This is a genomic window from Achromobacter sp. FW305-C-30-7, from assembly GCF_058783105.1.
On the sequence record NZ_JBYSYI010000002.1, the window covers coordinates 408,702 to 424,910 of the forward strand.

Below are 16,209 nucleotides of genomic sequence, written 5' to 3' on the forward strand. Positions count from 1 at the left end.
GCGAAGAGGCGTTTGCTAGGGGAAACGCCCAGTGTAACGTGCCGGGCGCGCGGCTACAGAACGGCCAGCACCGGCGCCGCCAGCGCGCACAGGCCGCCGGCGGTCAACGCGGCGCGAGGCCGGAACGTCAGGAACCAGATCAGCAGCAGCCCGGCAATGCTGAGGATGCCTATCCATTCGACCGTGCCATAGCTCCAGCCCCAAACCGCTGCCGAAGCGCACAGCGACAGGGCCAGCGCAGCCCAGCCGAACAGCCGCAGAGGCAAGCGGTGGCGCCGCGGCAAGGCCCGGTCGAACAGGTCTTCGTAGTGACGATCCATGCCCAGGCACAAGGCGGCAAAACCGGCATAGGCCAGGCAAAAGGCGGCAAGCGTCATGGCGTATCCCCTCTAGGTTCGTAGGCGGACTGGACAGGCTGGGACTGGGCTGCGGGCTTGGTCGCGGCGCGGCCCTTGATGGGCGCCTTGGCGGCCGCCTTGCCTGCGCGGGCGGCCTTGCGCGCCATCCAGGCCAGCAGCAGCGCCCCGGCCAGGCAAGTCAGATCGAAACCCGCCATGACCCAGTCGCCCGTGGGCAGGGACACGCCCAGATGGCGCGAGGTCGTCAGGGCGTTGACCACCGGCACCAGCGCCAGAGAGGCCGCCGCGGCAGCCAGCAGATCGCGCCACTTGCGATGCTGGAACAGGAAGGCGTAGACCAGCGACAGGCCCCAGGCGGCAAAGAAGGCGCGCGATTCCCAGAACTGCCTGCCCGGCAGGTCGACGGGCAGCAGGCGGTTGGCCCAGAAAAAAGCGGCGACCGAGATGAACAGGCCCGCGATGGTGCCGGCATTGAGCGCATCCACCAGCCGCAACGAAAACGCTTCACGCGCGCCCGGACGCGCCTTCTGGCGCCGCTTGGCGATCCACAGGACCATGCCCGTGCCCACCATGGCCGTACCTGCCATGCTGACCAGGAAATATAGCCAGCGCAAGAACGGTTCTGCGAACAGGCCCAGGTGCAGGCCGACGATGACGCCCGCTGTCCGCGCGGTGGCGCCGAGCTCGTCCTCGCTTTCCTGCAGCGCGCCCGTAACGCCATCAAAGCGCATGTACGGCGCCAGCTTGCCAAACGACACGCCATCGGCGGCATCGCGCACCAGGGTCACGGTCGCGCCGGCATCGCCGGGATGGTTGACGGTGACGCGCCCCACCCGGCCGCCTTGCCAGTGCTGCTGCGCCTGCTCCACCAGCGGCGCGAGCGGAAGCAAGGGCGCGGGCTCATTGCGCGCGGGCGTGACCCTGAAGGACTTGAAGACGTCGTCGGAGTATTGGCGCGGACTTTCGTACACCGCCAGGATGCCGGCCGGCATCAACATGGCCATGAACAACACCAGCCCGCTGAACGTGATCATCAGGTGGAACGGCAGCCCCAGCACCGACAAGACGTTATGGCCGTCCATCCAGGCGCGCTGGCCGCCCTTTCTGGGCCGGAAAGTGAAGAAGTCGGTGAAGATCTTCTTGTGGGTGATGATGCCGCTGATGATGGCCACCAGCATGAACATGCCGGCGATGCTGGCGAGCCAGCGCCCCCACGGAAAGGCGGTTTCCAGTTCGAAATGGAAACGGTAGAAAAAGTCGCCGCCGCGCGTCTCGCGCGCGGTCAAGGCCTGGCCGGTAGCCGGATCCAGCTTTACGCGCACGAAGCCGCGCTCGCCCGGCTTGGGCTTGGGCACCAGGTAGAGCACCTGGAGGTACGGCTCGCGGTCGGACGGCGGCGAGATGAACCAGCGCGTGGCGTCGGGCGCATGTTCGCTCAGGTAGCGCTGCGCCGCAGCCACGGACTGCGCCGCGGGCGCGGGCCGCACCTGGATCTCGGGCTGCATCCAGCTCGTGATCTCGGGGCGGAAGAACGCCAGCGTGCCGGTCAGGAACATCGCGAACAGCACCCAGCCGAAGATCAGCCCCGACCACGTGTGCAGCCAGGACATGGATTGGCGCAGTCCTTCCTCGCCCTGCGCTTTTTCCACTTTCGCCTTCATGCCGCCCCCGTCATGCGGCCTACCGCGAACAGCGCGCCCAGCAGCGCGGCGGGCAACAGCACGCCCGCCCAGGCGCGCCAGGCATTGCGCGTGGCGAAGACCCAGATCACGCCGCAGGCATAGAACACGAAGGACAGCATTTGCGCCGTGATCACGGCGTCCGGCCGCCGCATGGGCAGCCAGATGGCCAGGCAGGCCGCAGCCGCCGACGCCAGCACATAACCGCCCAAAATGGCGGCCGCCGCCCTGGAAAAGACGGCCAGACGGTAGCGCATCATGCCTGCGCCGGCAGCGGGAGCTTTCACTGGGAAACGTTGAAGGTCAGAGTGGATACGTAACGGATCTTGGCGTAGGCCTTGCCATCGGCCTCGCCGGCCTTGTCTTCGACATGGGCGGCTTCGAGCACGTACTGGCCGGGCCATGGCGTGGTGATTTCGATGCGGCCGTTCTCATCGCTGTGGAAGCGCTTCTCCCACTTGGGCGGGCCGAACACGGTGACTTCCGTTTTCGCCAGCGGCTTGCCCTTGAACTGCAGCACGAAAGCGTTGGTCCCGGCCGCGACGGGCACGAGTTCCAGGTCCAGCTTGCCTTCGGTGTCCGCGCGGCCAGCCTTGGCGCCGTACTGCACCAGGGTGTCCTTGAACTGGTAGGCCTGGCGCAGGCGCACGTCACCCTTGCCCGCCGCCGCGAATTCGAGGAAATCCGCGCCCTCGCCCGAGGCCTTCAGCGCCTTGCCGTCGGCGCCCGTCACGACCGGCGCCACCATGATCTTGCCGAGCAGGCCGTCGCGCTTTTCGCGCACGTCGTCCGCCCATTCCCCGAAGTACGCCTTGGCCGGTCCCTCGGCGCTGCGTTCCAGCCAAACGAAATGCGCCTGCGCGGCGCCCGCCGCGCCCATGAGGGCGATAGCGGCCAAGGTTCTTGCGAATGTCATTGTTGATTTCCTTTAGAGGACCGAATCGAGCCAGCCCCGCGGCCAGGCCCGATTCGGAGGGTTTTAAATTATAACCATTCTCACTTCGAAGTAGCCATCCGTCTTACCAGCGATAGCGCAGGCTGGCCTTGATGGAGCGCTGATAGCCGTACCAGCACCAGGAATCGCCCGAGCACGACGCGACGTACTCCTTGTCGAACAGGTTCTGCACGTTCAGCGCCACCTGCATGCCCTTGAGCGAAGGCGATGCACGGCCCAGGTCATAGTCCAGCATCAGGTCGAACAGCGTGACCGACGGCACCTTCAGCGTGTTGGTCTCGTTGCCGTACGAGGAACCGATGTAGCGCACGCCGCCGCCCACGCCCATGCCCGCCAGCGGACCGTCCTGCAGTTGGTAGCGGGCCCAGGCGGAAGCCTGCTGCGAAGGCACGCCCACGGGCGCCTTGCCCTTCAGGTTCAGGCCCGCGGCGTTGGGGTAGCCCTTGGAGTACTCGTTGTCCATCAAGGAATACGCCGCCACCAGCGTCAGTCCGCGCATGGGCTCGGTCTTGGCTTCCAGCTCGATACCCTGGGTGCGCAGTTCGCCCGCCTGGATCGAGCAGCGCCCGCCGGCCGTGCCGCAGATATGGGTCGGATCCGGATCCGTGGTGGTCATGTTCTCGCGCCGGATGTCGAATGCCGCAACCGACAGCAGCGTGGCGCTGCCCGGCGGCTGGTACTTGATGCCGACCTCGTACTGGTTGCCTTCGATCGGCTTGAAGGGCGTGTTCTGCCAACCCGTGCCCGATTGCGGTTCAAACGATTCCGAATAGCTGAAGTAAGGCGCCACGCCGTTGTCGAAGTTGTAGATCACGCCCAGGCGACCGGAGAATTTCTCCGCGTTCAGCGAGGACGGCGCGACCCGGCCGGTGGCGAGCGTGGTGGTCTCGCCCACCGTGCGCGACCAATCGTAGCGGCCGCCCAGCAGCACCGAGAGGCGGTCGATCTTGATCTGGTCCTGGAAGTACAGGCCGGCCTGATATTGCTTGGAGGTCGCGTCCGTCGAGAACGCCGGCGTCGGGATGTTCTGATGGTTGTCCGGGTTCAGCACGTCCAGCGCGGGCGCGGTGCCAAAGCCCGACAGCGTGTCGGTCTTGACGTGCTGGTAGTCAAAGCCCAGCAGCGCGGTATGCGCGAAGCGGCCGGTGTTGAAGCGCGCCTGCAGGTTGTTGTCCAGGGTCAGCGCGCCCACGTCCACGTCGGTCGCAATCGACGCGCGCTGCTGGTAGCGGTAGGTCTTGTCGGTGTAGCCGTAGTTATTGGTCATCGCGCCGTAGATGCTGCGGTACTGCGCTTCCGAGCGCGTCCAGCGCAGGCTCTGCGAGGCCTTGAAGGTGTCGTTGAAGCGATGCTCCAGCACATAGCCCAGCGAATAGCTCTTACGGTCGCTCTTTTCGAAGTTGGCGTCGCCGTCGTAGTAGTCCGCCGGCAGACGGATGCCGTCGGGCGCCGAGAGCAGCGTGCGCATGGCCGGCACGCTGCCGTAGGAACCCATGTCGGGATCGCGCTGGAAGTTCGTCAGCACCGTCAGCGTGGTGTCGCCGCTGGGCTTCCAGGTGAAGGCCGGAGACACGAAGTAGCGGCGCTCCTTGGTGTCTTTGACCTGGCCGTCGGACATATAGCCCGAGCCGACCAGGCGATACAGGAATTTGCCTTCGTCATCCACCGGGCCGCCGAAATCGAAATTGGCACGGCGGTAGTCATAGTTGCCAACCTGCACCTCGACCTCGCGCAGCGTCTCTTCCAGCGGGCGCTTGCTGACCTGGTTGACCACGCCGCCCGGACCGCCCTGCCCGTACATGACGGAAGCTGGCCCCTTCAGCACGTCCACGCGCTCCAGGCGATAGGTGTCCACTTGCGGCAAGGCGTCACGGCCGCCGAATACCCGCAGGCCGTCCAGGTAGGACGATGCCTGAAAGCCGCGCACGCTGAACTGGTCCAGGCGCGTGGCGGTGGCGCCGCGCGATTCCGTGGCCACGCCCGCGGTGTAACGCAGCACCTGGTTCAACGTCTGCGCGCCCTGCTCCGTGATCTGCTCTCGCGTGACAACCGATATCGACTGCGGCGTTTCGATCAGCGGAGTGTCGGTCTTGGTGGCGCTGGCGCTCACCGTGGCGACGTAGCCCACCGTCGTGATCGCGCTGTCGGACATGCCCGACACGGTCACCGGCGCCAGCGTGGGCGTATCGCCCGCGGACGCAGCAACCTGCACCAGCGTCCAGGTATTGCCCGATTGCGCGCGCGCCTGCAGGCCGCTGCCCGCCAGGATGCGAGAGAATCCCGCGCCCACCGAGTACGCGCCCGCCAACCCTTCCGAGCGGCGTCCGCGCACCAGCGCCGGGTCGAACGACAGCACCACGCCGGCGCTGCGCGCGAACTGCGTCAAGGCGTCGGCCAAGGGGCCGGCAGCGATCTGGTAGCTGCGTGGCGCGTTCGCGGAGGCGGGCGCCGATTGCGCCCAGGCCTGCGGCATGCCGGCGACGAGCCCGCCCGCGCACATGGCGGCCAGCACGGCGACGCGGCCGGCGGACAAGGGGGCGCGCAAGCGCGATTGAGATGAAGCGGACACAAAACTCTCCCTGTACGGTGGTATCTATCCCTGCCTTCCGTACGGGATCGGAAAACCTGCAAGCCGCAGGCAAGAAAATTTGTAACGCTCAAGCCTCGCGCGGACCGACCTGCAGCCAGTACTGCGTATGCCGCGTCACACGGATGGGCAAGGCAGGCTCCAGCGCCTTGAGCGCGCGTTCGGCATCGTCCAGCGGAAACACGCCCGACAAGCGTAGGCCGGCCACCGCCGGATCCACCCGAATCATGCCCAGGCGCTGACGGGCCAGGTATTGGGCGAAGTAGTCCAGGCGCCAGTCCTTGGCCACCACCAGCCCGTCGGTCCAGGCCAGTCGGTCGGGATCGGATGCGCGGCGGCCGACTTCGCCATGCCCGGAGAACTCCAGGCGCTCGCCCGCTTCCGCGTGCGTGGCCACGCCGGCGCGCAACAGCACCACGCTGCCTTCGTACACGCCCAGTCGTGCGCCTTCGGCCGTGCGCCGCAAATCAAAGCGCGCCCGTTCGGCGCGCAATTCCCCATGGCCCGTGTCCACGCGCAACGCCGCCATGGCGGGTCGCATTTCAGTCCGTACCAGCACTTCGCCGCGCAGCAGGTCCATGCCGCGGGCATCGCCCTGCAAGTGCAGGCGCACCGCGCTGTCGCTGTTCAAGGTGATGTGCAGCCCATCGGCCACCGCGACCGCCAACCGTTCGCCGACGCCGGTGTTGAGATCGGCGGCCAAGCGTTGCCACGGCGCATGGCGATAGCCCGCCCAGCCGGTGACGGCCGTGCCGCCGATAGCCAGCAATCCACGTAGCACCGCGCGACGTCCATTCGACCGAGGCGCGGATAGCGCGGAATGCGCCAACGCCGCCGGCACGCGGCGCGCATCCTGGCTGATGCGCTGCAGGCGGTCCCAGGCCTGGCGGTGCGCGGGATCCTGCGCCAGCCATGCCTCGCACGACTGCCGCTCGCCCACACCGGCCATTCCAGATTGCAGCCGCACCCACCAGGCGATCGCCTGGTCCGCCACCGGATCCGCGGCGCTAGTCATCAAACGCCGCGTAGCACGCGGTCATGGCGCGCACCATGTACTGCTGCACCGAACTCAGGGAAATTTCGAGCCGCCGGGCGATCTCGGGATAGGTCAGGCCGTCGAGCTGCGATAGCAGAAATGCGGACCGGGCCTTCGGCGGCAGTCCGTCCAGCAGGCGATCCAGCCGCGCCAGCGATTGCAATTGCTCGGCCTGCTCTTCGGGAGACGGCGCGTAGGCCTCGGGGATGGCGGACAGATAGGCAAGGTATGCCCGTTCCAGCGCCGCATGCCGTTGATGGTCCACCACCAGGCCCTTCGCGATGGTGGTCAGCAGCGCCCGGGCATCGCCGGCGCGAACTGCCTTGCGGCCCTGGATCACCCGCAGGAACACGTCCTGCGCCAGATCTTCCGCGCGGTGCTCGCAGCCCAGCCTGCGGCGCAGCCAGCCGAACAGCCAGGGGCGGTGATCGCGATACAGGCCATCGACGGGCGCGGCACAAGTATCGGTGCGCGCGGCCGATGCGGACAGGAAGGGGGAGGACACGTTGGAAACTGCGGTACTGGACCAGAAGTCTCCAAATCTTAATTGATAATGACTTGTATTACCAATTTCAAGCAAGCGCCGCCCGGAAAATATGGGCGGATGCGGCGCGACTACAACGACACGGTGTGGCGACGTTCCGATTCCAGGTACTCGCGCGACTGCATTTCCAGAATGCGCGAGACGGTGCGGTGGAATTCATTGGCCAGCGCGCCCTCGGTGTAGATTTCCTCGGGCTCGCACTCGGCCGACATGATGAGCTTGATGCGGTGGTCGTAGAACACGTCGATCAGCCAGGTGAAGCGGCGCGCCTCGGAAGCCTGGCGCGGTCCCATGCGGGGCACGCCCGACAGGATCACCGCGTGGAAACGGTTGGCCAACTCCAGGTAATCGTTCTGCGAACGCGGCCCGCCGCAAAGCGTGGCGAAGTCGAACCACACCACCGATCCGCCCAGAGCCAGCGCGCGGATCTCGCGGTGCTCGATATGCAGCACCGGGTCCTGGGGCGGCGTATCGGCCAGGCTGTCGAACGCTTTCTGCAGTGCCTGCTGGGCATGCTCGTCCAGCGGCGTGTGATAACACTGCACCTGCTCCAGCGAACGGCGACGGTAGTCGACGCCGGCATCCACGTTCATGATGTCCATGCGCGCCTGGATCAGCTGGATGGCGGGCAGGATGCGGTCGCGGTGCAGCCCGTCCGGATACAGGGTCGAAGGTTCGTAGTTGGACGTCATCACGAAGGACGTGCCGTACTCGAACAGCTTGAACAGCAGGCGGTGCAGGATCATCGCGTCGGCCACGTCGGAAACGTGGAATTCGTCGAAGCAGATCAGGCGATAGCGCTTGGCCACGCGCCTGGCCACTTCGTCCAGCGGATCCTGCATGCCCTTCACTTCTTCGAGTTCGCGGTGCACGCCACGCATGAACTCGTGGAAATGCAGGCGCGTCTTGCGCACCACGGGCACGGTGGCGTAGAAGGCGTCCATCAGGAAGCTCTTGCCCCGCCCCACTCCGCCCCACAGGTACACGCCGCGCGGCACGTCGGGGCGGTTCAGCAGCTTCTTCAGCGCGTTCGAGCGCATCGACTTGAACTTGACCCATTCGTCGAAATAGCGCTGCAGCCGGTCGATCGCCTTTTTCTGGGCCTCGTCTGGCTGGTAGCCGCGCTCGGCCAGGGCGTGTTCGTAGTATTCGCTGACGTTCATGTGGGAGCAGGTAAAGCAGAATGAAAAAAGGGCGGATCCGTGAACCCGCCCCCGTCTTGCATCGGCTACGCGCGTATCAGAAGTTCAACGCGCGCTTGTCCACGGCCAATGCGGCTTCCTTCACGGCTTCCGACAGCGTCGGGTGCGCGTGGCAGATGCGGGCGATGTCTTCGGCCGCGCCACGGAATTCCATGATGGTCACGGCTTCCGAGATCAGTTCCGAGGCCATCGGGCCCACGATGTGCACACCCAGGACCTCGTCGGTCTTGGCATCGGCGATCACCTTGGCGAAGCCGGTGGTATCGCCCAGCGCGCGGGCGCGGCCGTTGGCCAGGAAGGGGAAGCTGCCGGCCTTGTACTCGCGGCCTTCGGCCTTGAGTTGCTGCTCGGTCTTGCCGACCCAGGCGATTTCCGGCGAGGTGTAGATCACCCACGGCACGGTGTCGAAGTTGACGTGGCCGTGCTGGCCGGCGATGCGCTCGGCAACCGCCACGCCTTCTTCCTCGGCCTTGTGCGCCAGCATCGGACCGCGCACCACGTCGCCCACCGCCCAGACGTTCGGCAGGTTGGTCTTGCAGTCGCCGTCCACGGCCACGAAGCCGCGTTCGTCGAGCTTCAGGCCCACGGTGTCGGCGTTCAGGCCGCCGGTGTAAGGCACGCGGCCGATCGAGACGATCAGCTTGTCGACCACCAGCTTCTGCTCGGCGCCCTTGGCGTCGACATAAGGCACGGTGACGGACTTGGCGGTCGCCTTGATCTCACCGATCTTGACGCCCATCTGGATGTTCAGGCCTTGCTTGGTGAAGGCCTTCAGGGCTTCCTTGGCCACTTGACCGTCAGCGGCGGCCAGGAATTCCGGCATCGCTTCCAGGATGGTGACTTCGGAACCCAGGCGGCGCCATACGCTGCCCATTTCCAGGCCGATCACGCCGGCGCCGATCACGCCCAGCGTCTTCGGCACGGCGCCGATGTTCAGCGCGCCGTCGTTGGACAGCACGACCTTTTCGTCGAACGGCAGGCCGGGCAACTCGCGCGCCGACGAACCGGTGGCGACCACCACGTGCTTGGCAACCAGGTCTTCCTCGGCGGTGCCGGTGACCTTGATGGCCCAGCCGCCGTCAACCTGGCCGGCGAACGCGCCCTTGCCATGGAAGAAGGTGACCTTGTTCTTCTTGAACAGGTACAGGATGCCGTCGTTGTTCTGCTTGACCACCGTGTTCTTGCGGCCGATCAGCGTGTCGAGCTTCAGGCTGACGCCCTTGACTTCGATGCCGTGGTCGGCGAAGTGGTGATTGACCTGCTCAAAGTGTTCGGACGACTGCAGCAGCGCCTTGGACGGGATGCAACCGACGTTGGTGCAGGTGCCGCCGGGAGCCGGGCCGCCTTGGCCGTTCTGCCAGGCGTCGATGCACGCCACCGACATGCCGAGCTGCGCGGCGCGGATGGCGGCGATGTAGCCGCCGGGGCCCGCGCCGATGACGACGACGTCAAATTGTTTGGACATAGTGTTCTCGCGTAGAGGTATTGAGTGGAGCACGCCCCGCCCTGCGGGCCGGCATGAAGCCGGCCGGGGCGCCGCAAGACCCTGGGGTCGCGTGGGCGCCGGGCCGGGGCGTCGAGATTACAGGTCCAGCAACAGGCGCTGCGGATCTTCCAGGGCGTCCTTCATGGCGACCAGGCCCAGCACGGCTTCGCGGCCGTCGATGATGCGGTGGTCGTAGGACAGCGCCAGGTAGTTCATCGGGCGGATGACGATCTGGCCGTTTTCGACGACGGCGCGATCCTTGGTGGCGTGCACGCCCAGGATGGCTGATTGCGGCGGGTTGATGATCGGGGTCGACAGCATCGAGCCGAACACGCCGCCGTTGGAGATCGAGAACGTGCCGCCGGTCATTTCTTCAATGCCCAGCTTGCCGTCGGCCGCGCGGCGGCCGAAGTCGGCGATGGTCTTTTCGATGTCGGCGATGGACAGTTGGTCAGCGTTGCGCAGGATCGGCACAACCAGGCCACGCGGGCTGCCGACAGCGATACCGATGTCGAAGTAGCCGTGGTAGATGATGTCCTTGCCGTCGATCGAGGCGTTGATCAGCGGGTACTTCTTCAGGGCGGCAACGGCAGCCTTGACGAAGAACGACATGAAGCCCAGCTTGATGCCGTGTTCTTTTTCGAACTTGTCCTTGTACTTGCTGCGCAGGTCGATGACCGCTTGCATGTTCACTTCGTTGAACGTGGTCAGGATCGCGTTTTCCTGTTGCGATTGCAGCAGGCGCTCGGCGATGCGAGCGCGCAGGCGGCTCATCGGCACGCGCTGTTCCGGACGGCCGTCCAGCGACAGCGTCGGGGGAGCGACCGGGGCGGCGGCCTTGGCCGGAGCGGCCTTGGCGGGTGCGCCGGCGGCCAGGGCGTCGCCCTTGGTCACGCGGCCGTCGCGGCCGGTGCCGGCCACGGAAGCGGCGTCGACGCCCTTCTCGGCCAGGATCTTGGAGGCGGCGGGCGAAGCCACGCCGGCAGCTGCCGACGAAGCGGGCGCGGCGGCCGGAGCGGCAGCGGCTTGCTCAGCGGCCTTGGGAGCTTCGGCGGCGGGTGCGGCGGCGGCAACGGCGGCCTTGCCGGCGGTGTCGATGCGGGCCAGCACTTCGCCCGAGGTGACGGTGCTGCCGTCGCCCTTGACGATTTCAGCCAGCACGCCCGAGGCCGGAGCCGGCACTTCCAGCACGACCTTGTCGGTTTCGACTTCGATCAGGATTTCGTCCGCTTCAACGGCAGCGCCGGGCTGCTTCTTCCAGGTCAGCAGCGTCGCTTCGGAGACGGATTCGGAGAGTTGGGGGACGACGACGTCGGTAATAGCCATTTTGTTTGTTCCGTAAAGTTTGTGTTCTGGTCGCGCTGCGCGGCAAGCTTCGAAATCCAATTCCGGAAACCTGCGCGCGCGGCGCGTGCATCAAGCGCGTGTTACTTCGTCAACATGACCTTGAACTTGGGCGCGAAAGCCGTTTCGATCAGGGCCTTCTGCTGCTCCTGGTGCTTGGCCAGGTAGCCCACGGCCGGCGATGCCGACGCGGCGCGGCCGGCATAGCCCAGCTTCTGGCCTTCGACCATGTTTTCGTACACATGATGCTGAACGTAGAACCAGGCGCCCTGGTTCTGCGGTTCGTCCTGAACCCAGATCACTTCGGTTGCCTTCGGGTACTTGCGCAGTTCCGTTTCGAACGACTTGTGCGCGAACGGGTACAGCTGTTCGACACGGATGATCGCCACGTTGTCGGCGCCACGCTCGCGGCGGGCGTTGACCAGATCGTAGTAGACCTTGCCCGAGCAAGCCAGCACGCGCTTGACCTTGCTGGCGTCGATGGCCTCGTCGACTTCGCCGATGACCGGACGGAAGCTGCCGCCTGCCAGATCGGTCAGGGGGGAGCCGGCGTCCTTGTTGCGCAGCAGCGACTTGGGCGTGAACAGCACCAGCGGCTTGCGGAACGGACGGATCATCTGACGGCGCAACACGTGGAAGATCTGCGACGCGGAGGTCGGCTGGATCACCTGCATGTTGTTGTCGGCGCACAGCTGCAGGAAGCGCTCGATGCGGCCCGACGAGTGCTCGGGACCCTGGCCTTCGTAGCCGTGCGGCAGCATCAGGGTCAGGCCCGATTGGCGGCCCCACTTGGCTTCGCCGGAGCTGATGAACTGATCGATCACGACCTGGGCGCCGTTGACGAAGTCGCCGAACTGGCCTTCCCAGATGGTCAGCGTGTTGGGTTCGGCGCTGGAGTAGCCGTATTCAAACGCCAGCACCGCCTCTTCGGACAGCACGGAGTCGATGACGGTGAACGGAGCCTGGCCTTCCGAGACATTCTGCAGCGGAATGTAGGTGCCGTCGTTCCAGCGTTCGCGGTTCTGGTCGTGCAGCACGGCGTGGCGGTGCGTGAACGTGCCGCGGCCCGAGTCCTGGCCGGTGATGCGGATGGCGTAGCCCGAGGACACCAGGGTGGCGAAGGCGAGGTGTTCGCCCATGCCCCAGTCCAGGTTCATTTCGCCCTTGGCCATGGTGCGGCGGTCGTTCAGCAGCTTGGCGACCAGCGGGTGCACCGTGAAGCCTTCCGGCACGGTGGTGATGCGTTCGCCGATGCGCTTGAGTTCGGCCAGCGGCACGGCGGTGTCGGCCTGGTCGGTCCACTTGGCGCCCAGGAACGGCGACCAGTCGATGGCGTACTTGCTCTTGTAGTCGGTCAGCACCGGCTCGATGGTGCGCTGGCCGTCTTCCATCAGCTGGCGGTAGTCCTTCACCAGTTGGTCGGCTTCGCCTTCGGCCAGCACGCCTTGCGTGGTCAGCTTGTCGGCGTACAGCTTGCGCGTGCCGGGGTGGTGGCCGATGCGCTTGTACATCAGAGGCTGCGTCAGCGACGGGGTGTCTTGCTCGTTGTGGCCCAGTTTGCGGAAGCAGACGATGTCCACGACGATGTCATGGCGGAACTGCTGGCGGTAGTCCAGAGCCAGCTTGGTGACGAACACCACGGCTTCGGGATCGTCGCCGTTGACGTGGAACACCGGGGCTTCGATCATCTTGACCACGTCGGTGCAATACAGCGTCGAACGCGAGTCGCGCGGGTCGGACGTGGTGAAGCCGATCTGGTTGTTGATGACGATGTGCAGGGTGCCGCCCGTGCCGTAGCCGCGGGTCTGGGCCAGGTTCAGGGTTTCCATGACCACGCCCTGGCCGGCGAAGGCTGCGTCGCCGTGCACCAGCACCGGCAGCACTTGCTTGCCTTCGGCATCGCCGCGGCGTTCCTGGCGAGCGCGCACGCTGCCTTCGACCACGGGGTTGACGATTTCCAGGTGGGACGGGTTGAACGCGAGCGACAGATGGACCGGGCCGCCACGGGTGGACAGGTCGCTGGAGAAGCCGTTGTGGTACTTCACGTCGCCGTCGGTCAGGCCTTCGGCGTGCTTGCCTTCGAACTCGGCAAACAGGTCGCCGGGCATCTTGCCCATGATGTTCACGAGCAGGTTCAGGCGGCCGCGGTGGGCCATGCCGACCACGATTTCCTGGACGCCGTTTTCACCGGCGTGGTTCACCACTTCGTCCATCGAGGCGATGAAGCTTTCGCCGCCTTCCAGCGAGAAGCGCTTCTGGCCGACGTACTTGGTGTGCAGGAAGCGCTCGAGGCCTTCGGACTCGGTCAGTTGCTGCAGGATGTGGCGCTTTTCTTCGGCCGAATAGGCGGGCGCGCCCAACGTGGTTTCCAGGCGTTCCTGGATCCAGCGCTTGGCGGCGGGATCGGAGATGTGCGTGAATTCGGCACCGATGCTGCGGCAATACGTGTCGCGCAGCGCCTTCAGGATGTCGCGCAGCGTCATGGTGCTGGCGGTCGTGAAGTAGGTGTTGGTGGCCGAGTAGGTTTGATCCAGATCGGCTTCGGTCAGGCCGTAGAAGGCCGGATCGAGTTCGGGGATCGGGGGACGTTCCTGGCGCTTGAGCGGATCCAGATCGGCCCAGCGCGAACCCAGCGAACGGTAGGCCGCGATCAGCGACTGCACCGAAACCTGCTTGCTGGCCACGCTCAGGTCGGGTTCGGCGGCGCGTTGCACGAAGGCATTGGCCTTGGCGCGCTGGGCGAACGATTCGACGATGGGAGCGTGGGCCTGGTCGCGGGTGGATTCCTGGCCGTCGGTGGCGGGAGCGTGTTGCAGCTGGTCGAAGTATTCGCGCCAGTTGTCAGGTACCGAACCGGGATTGTCGAGGTAGGCTTCGTAAAGCTCCTCAACATAAGGGGCGTTACCCCCAAAGAGATAAGACGTGGATAGAGATTCTATTTCCGAAGACATATCGCTTCACCTTTACGAGTGCTTCACTCGACACGATGCAGGAAAACCTTCCGCGACACGGGCTTCCCGTTAAGCGGATAGCAGGGGCAGAAGGCGCGTACAAGCCTTAAAAGCCGTATGGGATAAGAGTATAGCCCTTTGAGTTTAAGGACGTCTTCTTGCGTTTGCGTGACGCAAAAGCCCATTCGGAATGCCGTCATGCAGCAATGGAATGTCCAGCGAACACCTTCCATTGCGCCGTCTACGCGCCATCAATTTCTGGCAACCCAAAATGCCGCATTGCATCATTTTCACTGACAGAATTGCCAGTGTTGCGCGTTAGCCTCGTTCATACGGGCAACTCGGTGGTCGACAGGATCTCTTTCAGGACGAAAAAGGTGCGGATCTGGCGTACGCCCGGCAGCTTGATGATCTCGCCGGCATGCAATTTGTTGAAACGTTCCAGATCGCGGATGCGCAGCATCAGGAAGTAGTCGAATTCGCCCGCCACCAGGTGGCATTCCAGGCAGCCGCTGATGCCGCGCGCCGCGGCTTCGAAATCGGTGAAGGACTCGGGCGTGGAACGATCCAGCACCACCCCGACGATGACCAGGGTGGCCATATCGACCTCGGCGGGCTCGAGCAGGGCCACGGTTTTCCGGATGATGCCCTCGCTCTTGAGCTTTTCCACGCGCCGCAGGCAGGCGGCGGGGCTGAGGTGGACCCGCGCGCTCAATTCAAGGTTGGTGATCTGCGCATCCTGCTGCAGGGCGCGCAGGATGTGACGGTCGATGCGATCCAGGCTGGAAATGGCTGCCATTTAATCCGTCCCTAAAAATTAAATTTCGCTTTTATTTTTTTACTTCAAATAATAAATACCATTCAATGAATTTAATAACCTTCGAAATCGAAAAATCATAAAAATACGCAATTGACGCCATATCCAGGCAATTCCTATGATTTTTCCATCCGCACCAACCGCGGCCGTCACAGGAGCCCCCCATGGATCTGCAACGCTTTCCCCGCCATCGCCTGACCTTCGGCGACACCCCCATCGAAAAGCTCGACCGCCTGTCCGCGCACCTGGGCGGCAAGGTCGAGATCTACGCCAAGCGCGAAGACTGCAACAGCGGCCTTGCCTTCGGCGGCAATAAGCTGCGCAAGCTGGAATACCTGATCCCGCAGGCCCTGGAACAAGGCTGCGACACGCTGGTCACGATCGGCGGCATCCAGTCCAACCACACCCGCATGGTGGCCGCCGTGGCCGCCAAGCTGGGACTGGCCTGCGTGCTGGTGCAGGAAAACTGGGTGGACTATTCGGACGCGGTCTACGACCGGGTCGGCAACATCATGATGAGCCGCCTGATGGGCGCTGACGTGCGCCTGGTGGATCAGGGTTTCGACATCGGCTTCCGGCGCAGCTGGGAGGAGGCCCTGGAGGACGTCCGCAAGCGCGGCGGCAAGCCCTATGCGATTCCGGCCGGCGCATCGGACCACGAGCTGGGCGGCCTGGGCTACGTCGGCTTCGCCGAGGAAGTGCGGCGCCAGGAAGCGGAGCTGGGATTCAAGTTCGACTATGTCGTGGTGTGCGCGGTTACTGGCAGCACTCAGGCCGGCATGGTGGTGGGCTTTGCAGCCGATGGGCGCGCCGACCGCGTCATCGGCATCGACGCCTCGGGCACGCCCGAGCAGACCCGGGCGCAGATCCTGCGCATTGCGCGGCGCACCGCCGACCTGGTCGGGCTGGAAACTGCCATCGAAGAGCGCGACGTAGTGCTGGACACCCGCTATGCCTATCCCGCCTACGGCTTGCCGTCGGCCGAGACCAACGAGGCCATCCGCCTGTGCGCCCGGCTCGAGGGCATGATGACCGACCCGGTCTACGAAGGAAAATCCATGCAGGGCATGATGGACATCATCCGCCGCGGCGAGATTCCCGCCGGCTCGCGGGTTCTGTATGCGCACCTGGGAGGGGTGCCGGCGATCAACGCCTACAGCTTTCTCTACCGCAACGGATAAGGGTGCTTACGGCGCTTTCGCCTGGCCTTGCGGCGACCTGCGCTGAGCGGCCAGCCTCGAATGGCAGG

At 65.2% G+C, this 16,209-nt stretch carries 13 protein-coding genes; 1 reads left to right on the top strand and 12 read right to left on the bottom strand.

The features are described 5' to 3' along the window. Positions 1-53: 53 nt before the first annotated feature. The 12 genes from AC3WOB_RS08875 to AC3WOB_RS08930 form a co-directional block, all read right to left on the bottom strand. Complete coding sequence (locus AC3WOB_RS08875; RefSeq protein WP_013392333.1) at positions 54-377, bottom strand: DUF3325 domain-containing protein; 324 nt, start codon at positions 375-377, stop codon at positions 54-56. Beyond that, on the bottom strand, positions 374-2,020 hold the full coding sequence (locus tag AC3WOB_RS08880; protein WP_492274775.1) for a PepSY-associated TM helix domain-containing protein: 1,647 nt from the start codon (positions 2,018-2,020) through the stop codon (positions 374-376). Before AC3WOB_RS08880 ends, AC3WOB_RS08875 begins: the two co-directional genes overlap by 4 nt. Beyond that, positions 2,017-2,298: a DUF3649 domain-containing protein gene (locus AC3WOB_RS08885; protein WP_041652797.1), complete on the bottom strand. Its 282-nt coding sequence runs from the start codon at positions 2,296-2,298 to the stop codon at positions 2,017-2,019. The genes AC3WOB_RS08880 and AC3WOB_RS08885 overlap by 4 nt, the downstream gene beginning before the upstream one ends. A gap of 23 nt (positions 2,299-2,321) precedes the next feature. After that, positions 2,322-2,954 carry a DUF4198 domain-containing protein gene (locus tag AC3WOB_RS08890; protein WP_013392330.1) on the bottom strand — a complete coding sequence of 211 codons (633 nt, stop codon included), beginning with the start codon at positions 2,952-2,954 and terminating at the stop codon, positions 2,322-2,324. Positions 2,955-3,057: 103 nt separating this feature from the next. Beyond that, the gene (locus AC3WOB_RS08895) at positions 3,058-5,493 is read right to left on the bottom strand and encodes a TonB-dependent siderophore receptor (RefSeq protein WP_085947847.1); all 2,436 of its coding nucleotides are present in this window, start codon (positions 5,491-5,493) and stop codon (positions 3,058-3,060) included. Positions 5,494-5,650: 157 nt separating this feature from the next. Next, positions 5,651-6,595, bottom strand: coding sequence for a DUF4880 domain-containing protein (locus AC3WOB_RS08900; RefSeq protein ID WP_492274776.1), 945 nt, complete (start codon positions 6,593-6,595; stop codon positions 5,651-5,653). Next, on the bottom strand, positions 6,588-7,121 hold the full coding sequence (locus tag AC3WOB_RS08905; protein ID WP_492274777.1) for a sigma-70 family RNA polymerase sigma factor: 534 nt from the start codon (positions 7,119-7,121) through the stop codon (positions 6,588-6,590). The genes AC3WOB_RS08900 and AC3WOB_RS08905 overlap by 8 nt, the downstream gene beginning before the upstream one ends. Positions 7,122-7,231: 110 nt before the next feature. Beyond that, entirely contained in the window at positions 7,232-8,323 is a 1,092-nt protein-coding gene (zapE, locus tag AC3WOB_RS08910) for a cell division protein ZapE (RefSeq protein ID WP_492274778.1), read from the bottom strand. 76 nt (positions 8,324-8,399) lie between these two features. Then, on the bottom strand, positions 8,400-9,827 hold the full coding sequence (gene lpdA, locus AC3WOB_RS08915) for a dihydrolipoyl dehydrogenase (RefSeq protein ID WP_492274779.1): 1,428 nt from the start codon (positions 9,825-9,827) through the stop codon (positions 8,400-8,402). 117 nt (positions 9,828-9,944) lie between these two features. Further along, a complete protein-coding gene (odhB, locus tag AC3WOB_RS08920) occupies positions 9,945-11,174 on the bottom strand; it encodes a 2-oxoglutarate dehydrogenase complex dihydrolipoyllysine-residue succinyltransferase (protein WP_013392324.1) in 1,230 nt (409 codons plus the stop codon). A 101-nt stretch (positions 11,175-11,275) separates the two neighbouring features. Then, complete coding sequence (locus AC3WOB_RS08925; RefSeq protein WP_013392323.1) at positions 11,276-14,143, bottom strand: 2-oxoglutarate dehydrogenase E1 component; 2,868 nt, start codon at positions 14,141-14,143, stop codon at positions 11,276-11,278. A gap of 328 nt (positions 14,144-14,471) precedes the next feature. Continuing rightward, positions 14,472-14,942 (bottom strand): Lrp/AsnC family transcriptional regulator, encoded by a 471-nt coding sequence (locus AC3WOB_RS08930; RefSeq protein WP_492274780.1) that lies wholly within the window; start codon positions 14,940-14,942, stop codon positions 14,472-14,474. A gap of 182 nt (positions 14,943-15,124) precedes the next feature. On the opposite strand from AC3WOB_RS08930, the gene AC3WOB_RS08935 reads away from it, so the two are divergent. Then, positions 15,125-16,141, top strand: a complete 1,017-nt coding sequence (locus tag AC3WOB_RS08935; RefSeq protein WP_013392321.1) for a 1-aminocyclopropane-1-carboxylate deaminase — start codon at positions 15,125-15,127, stop codon at positions 16,139-16,141. The last annotated feature ends 68 nt before the right edge of the window (positions 16,142-16,209 follow it).

What these genes read in the sequence shown, in the direction of transcription:
- AC3WOB_RS08880 (WP_492274775.1), bottom strand. Translation starts at nt 2,020, where the DNA reads ATGAAGGCGAAAGTGGAAAAAGCGCAGGGCGAGGAAGGACTGCGCCAA.
- AC3WOB_RS08885 (WP_041652797.1), bottom strand. Translation starts at nt 2,298, where the DNA reads ATGATGCGCTACCGTCTGGCCGTCTTTTCCAGGGCGGCGGCCGCCATT.
- AC3WOB_RS08935 (WP_013392321.1), top strand. Translation starts at nt 15,125, where the DNA reads ATGGATCTGCAACGCTTTCCCCGCCATCGCCTGACCTTCGGCGACACC.
- zapE (WP_492274778.1), bottom strand. Translation starts at nt 8,323, where the DNA reads ATGAACGTCAGCGAATACTACGAACACGCCCTGGCCGAGCGCGGCTAC.
- AC3WOB_RS08930 (WP_492274780.1), bottom strand. Translation starts at nt 14,942, where the DNA reads ATGGCAGCCATTTCCAGCCTGGATCGCATCGACCGTCACATCCTGCGC.
- AC3WOB_RS08895 (WP_085947847.1), bottom strand. Translation starts at nt 5,493, where the DNA reads ATGTGCGCGGGCGGGCTCGTCGCCGGCATGCCGCAGGCCTGGGCGCAA.
- AC3WOB_RS08890 (WP_013392330.1), bottom strand. Translation starts at nt 2,954, where the DNA reads ATGACATTCGCAAGAACCTTGGCCGCTATCGCCCTCATGGGCGCGGCG.
- AC3WOB_RS08900 (WP_492274776.1), bottom strand. Translation starts at nt 6,595, where the DNA reads ATGACTAGCGCCGCGGATCCGGTGGCGGACCAGGCGATCGCCTGGTGG.
- AC3WOB_RS08875 (WP_013392333.1), bottom strand. Translation starts at nt 377, where the DNA reads ATGACGCTTGCCGCCTTTTGCCTGGCCTATGCCGGTTTTGCCGCCTTG.
- AC3WOB_RS08925 (WP_013392323.1), bottom strand. Translation starts at nt 14,143, where the DNA reads ATGTCTTCGGAAATAGAATCTCTATCCACGTCTTATCTCTTTGGGGGT.
- lpdA (WP_492274779.1), bottom strand. Translation starts at nt 9,827, where the DNA reads ATGTCCAAACAATTTGACGTCGTCGTCATCGGCGCGGGCCCCGGCGGC.
- odhB (WP_013392324.1), bottom strand. Translation starts at nt 11,174, where the DNA reads ATGGCTATTACCGACGTCGTCGTCCCCCAACTCTCCGAATCCGTCTCC.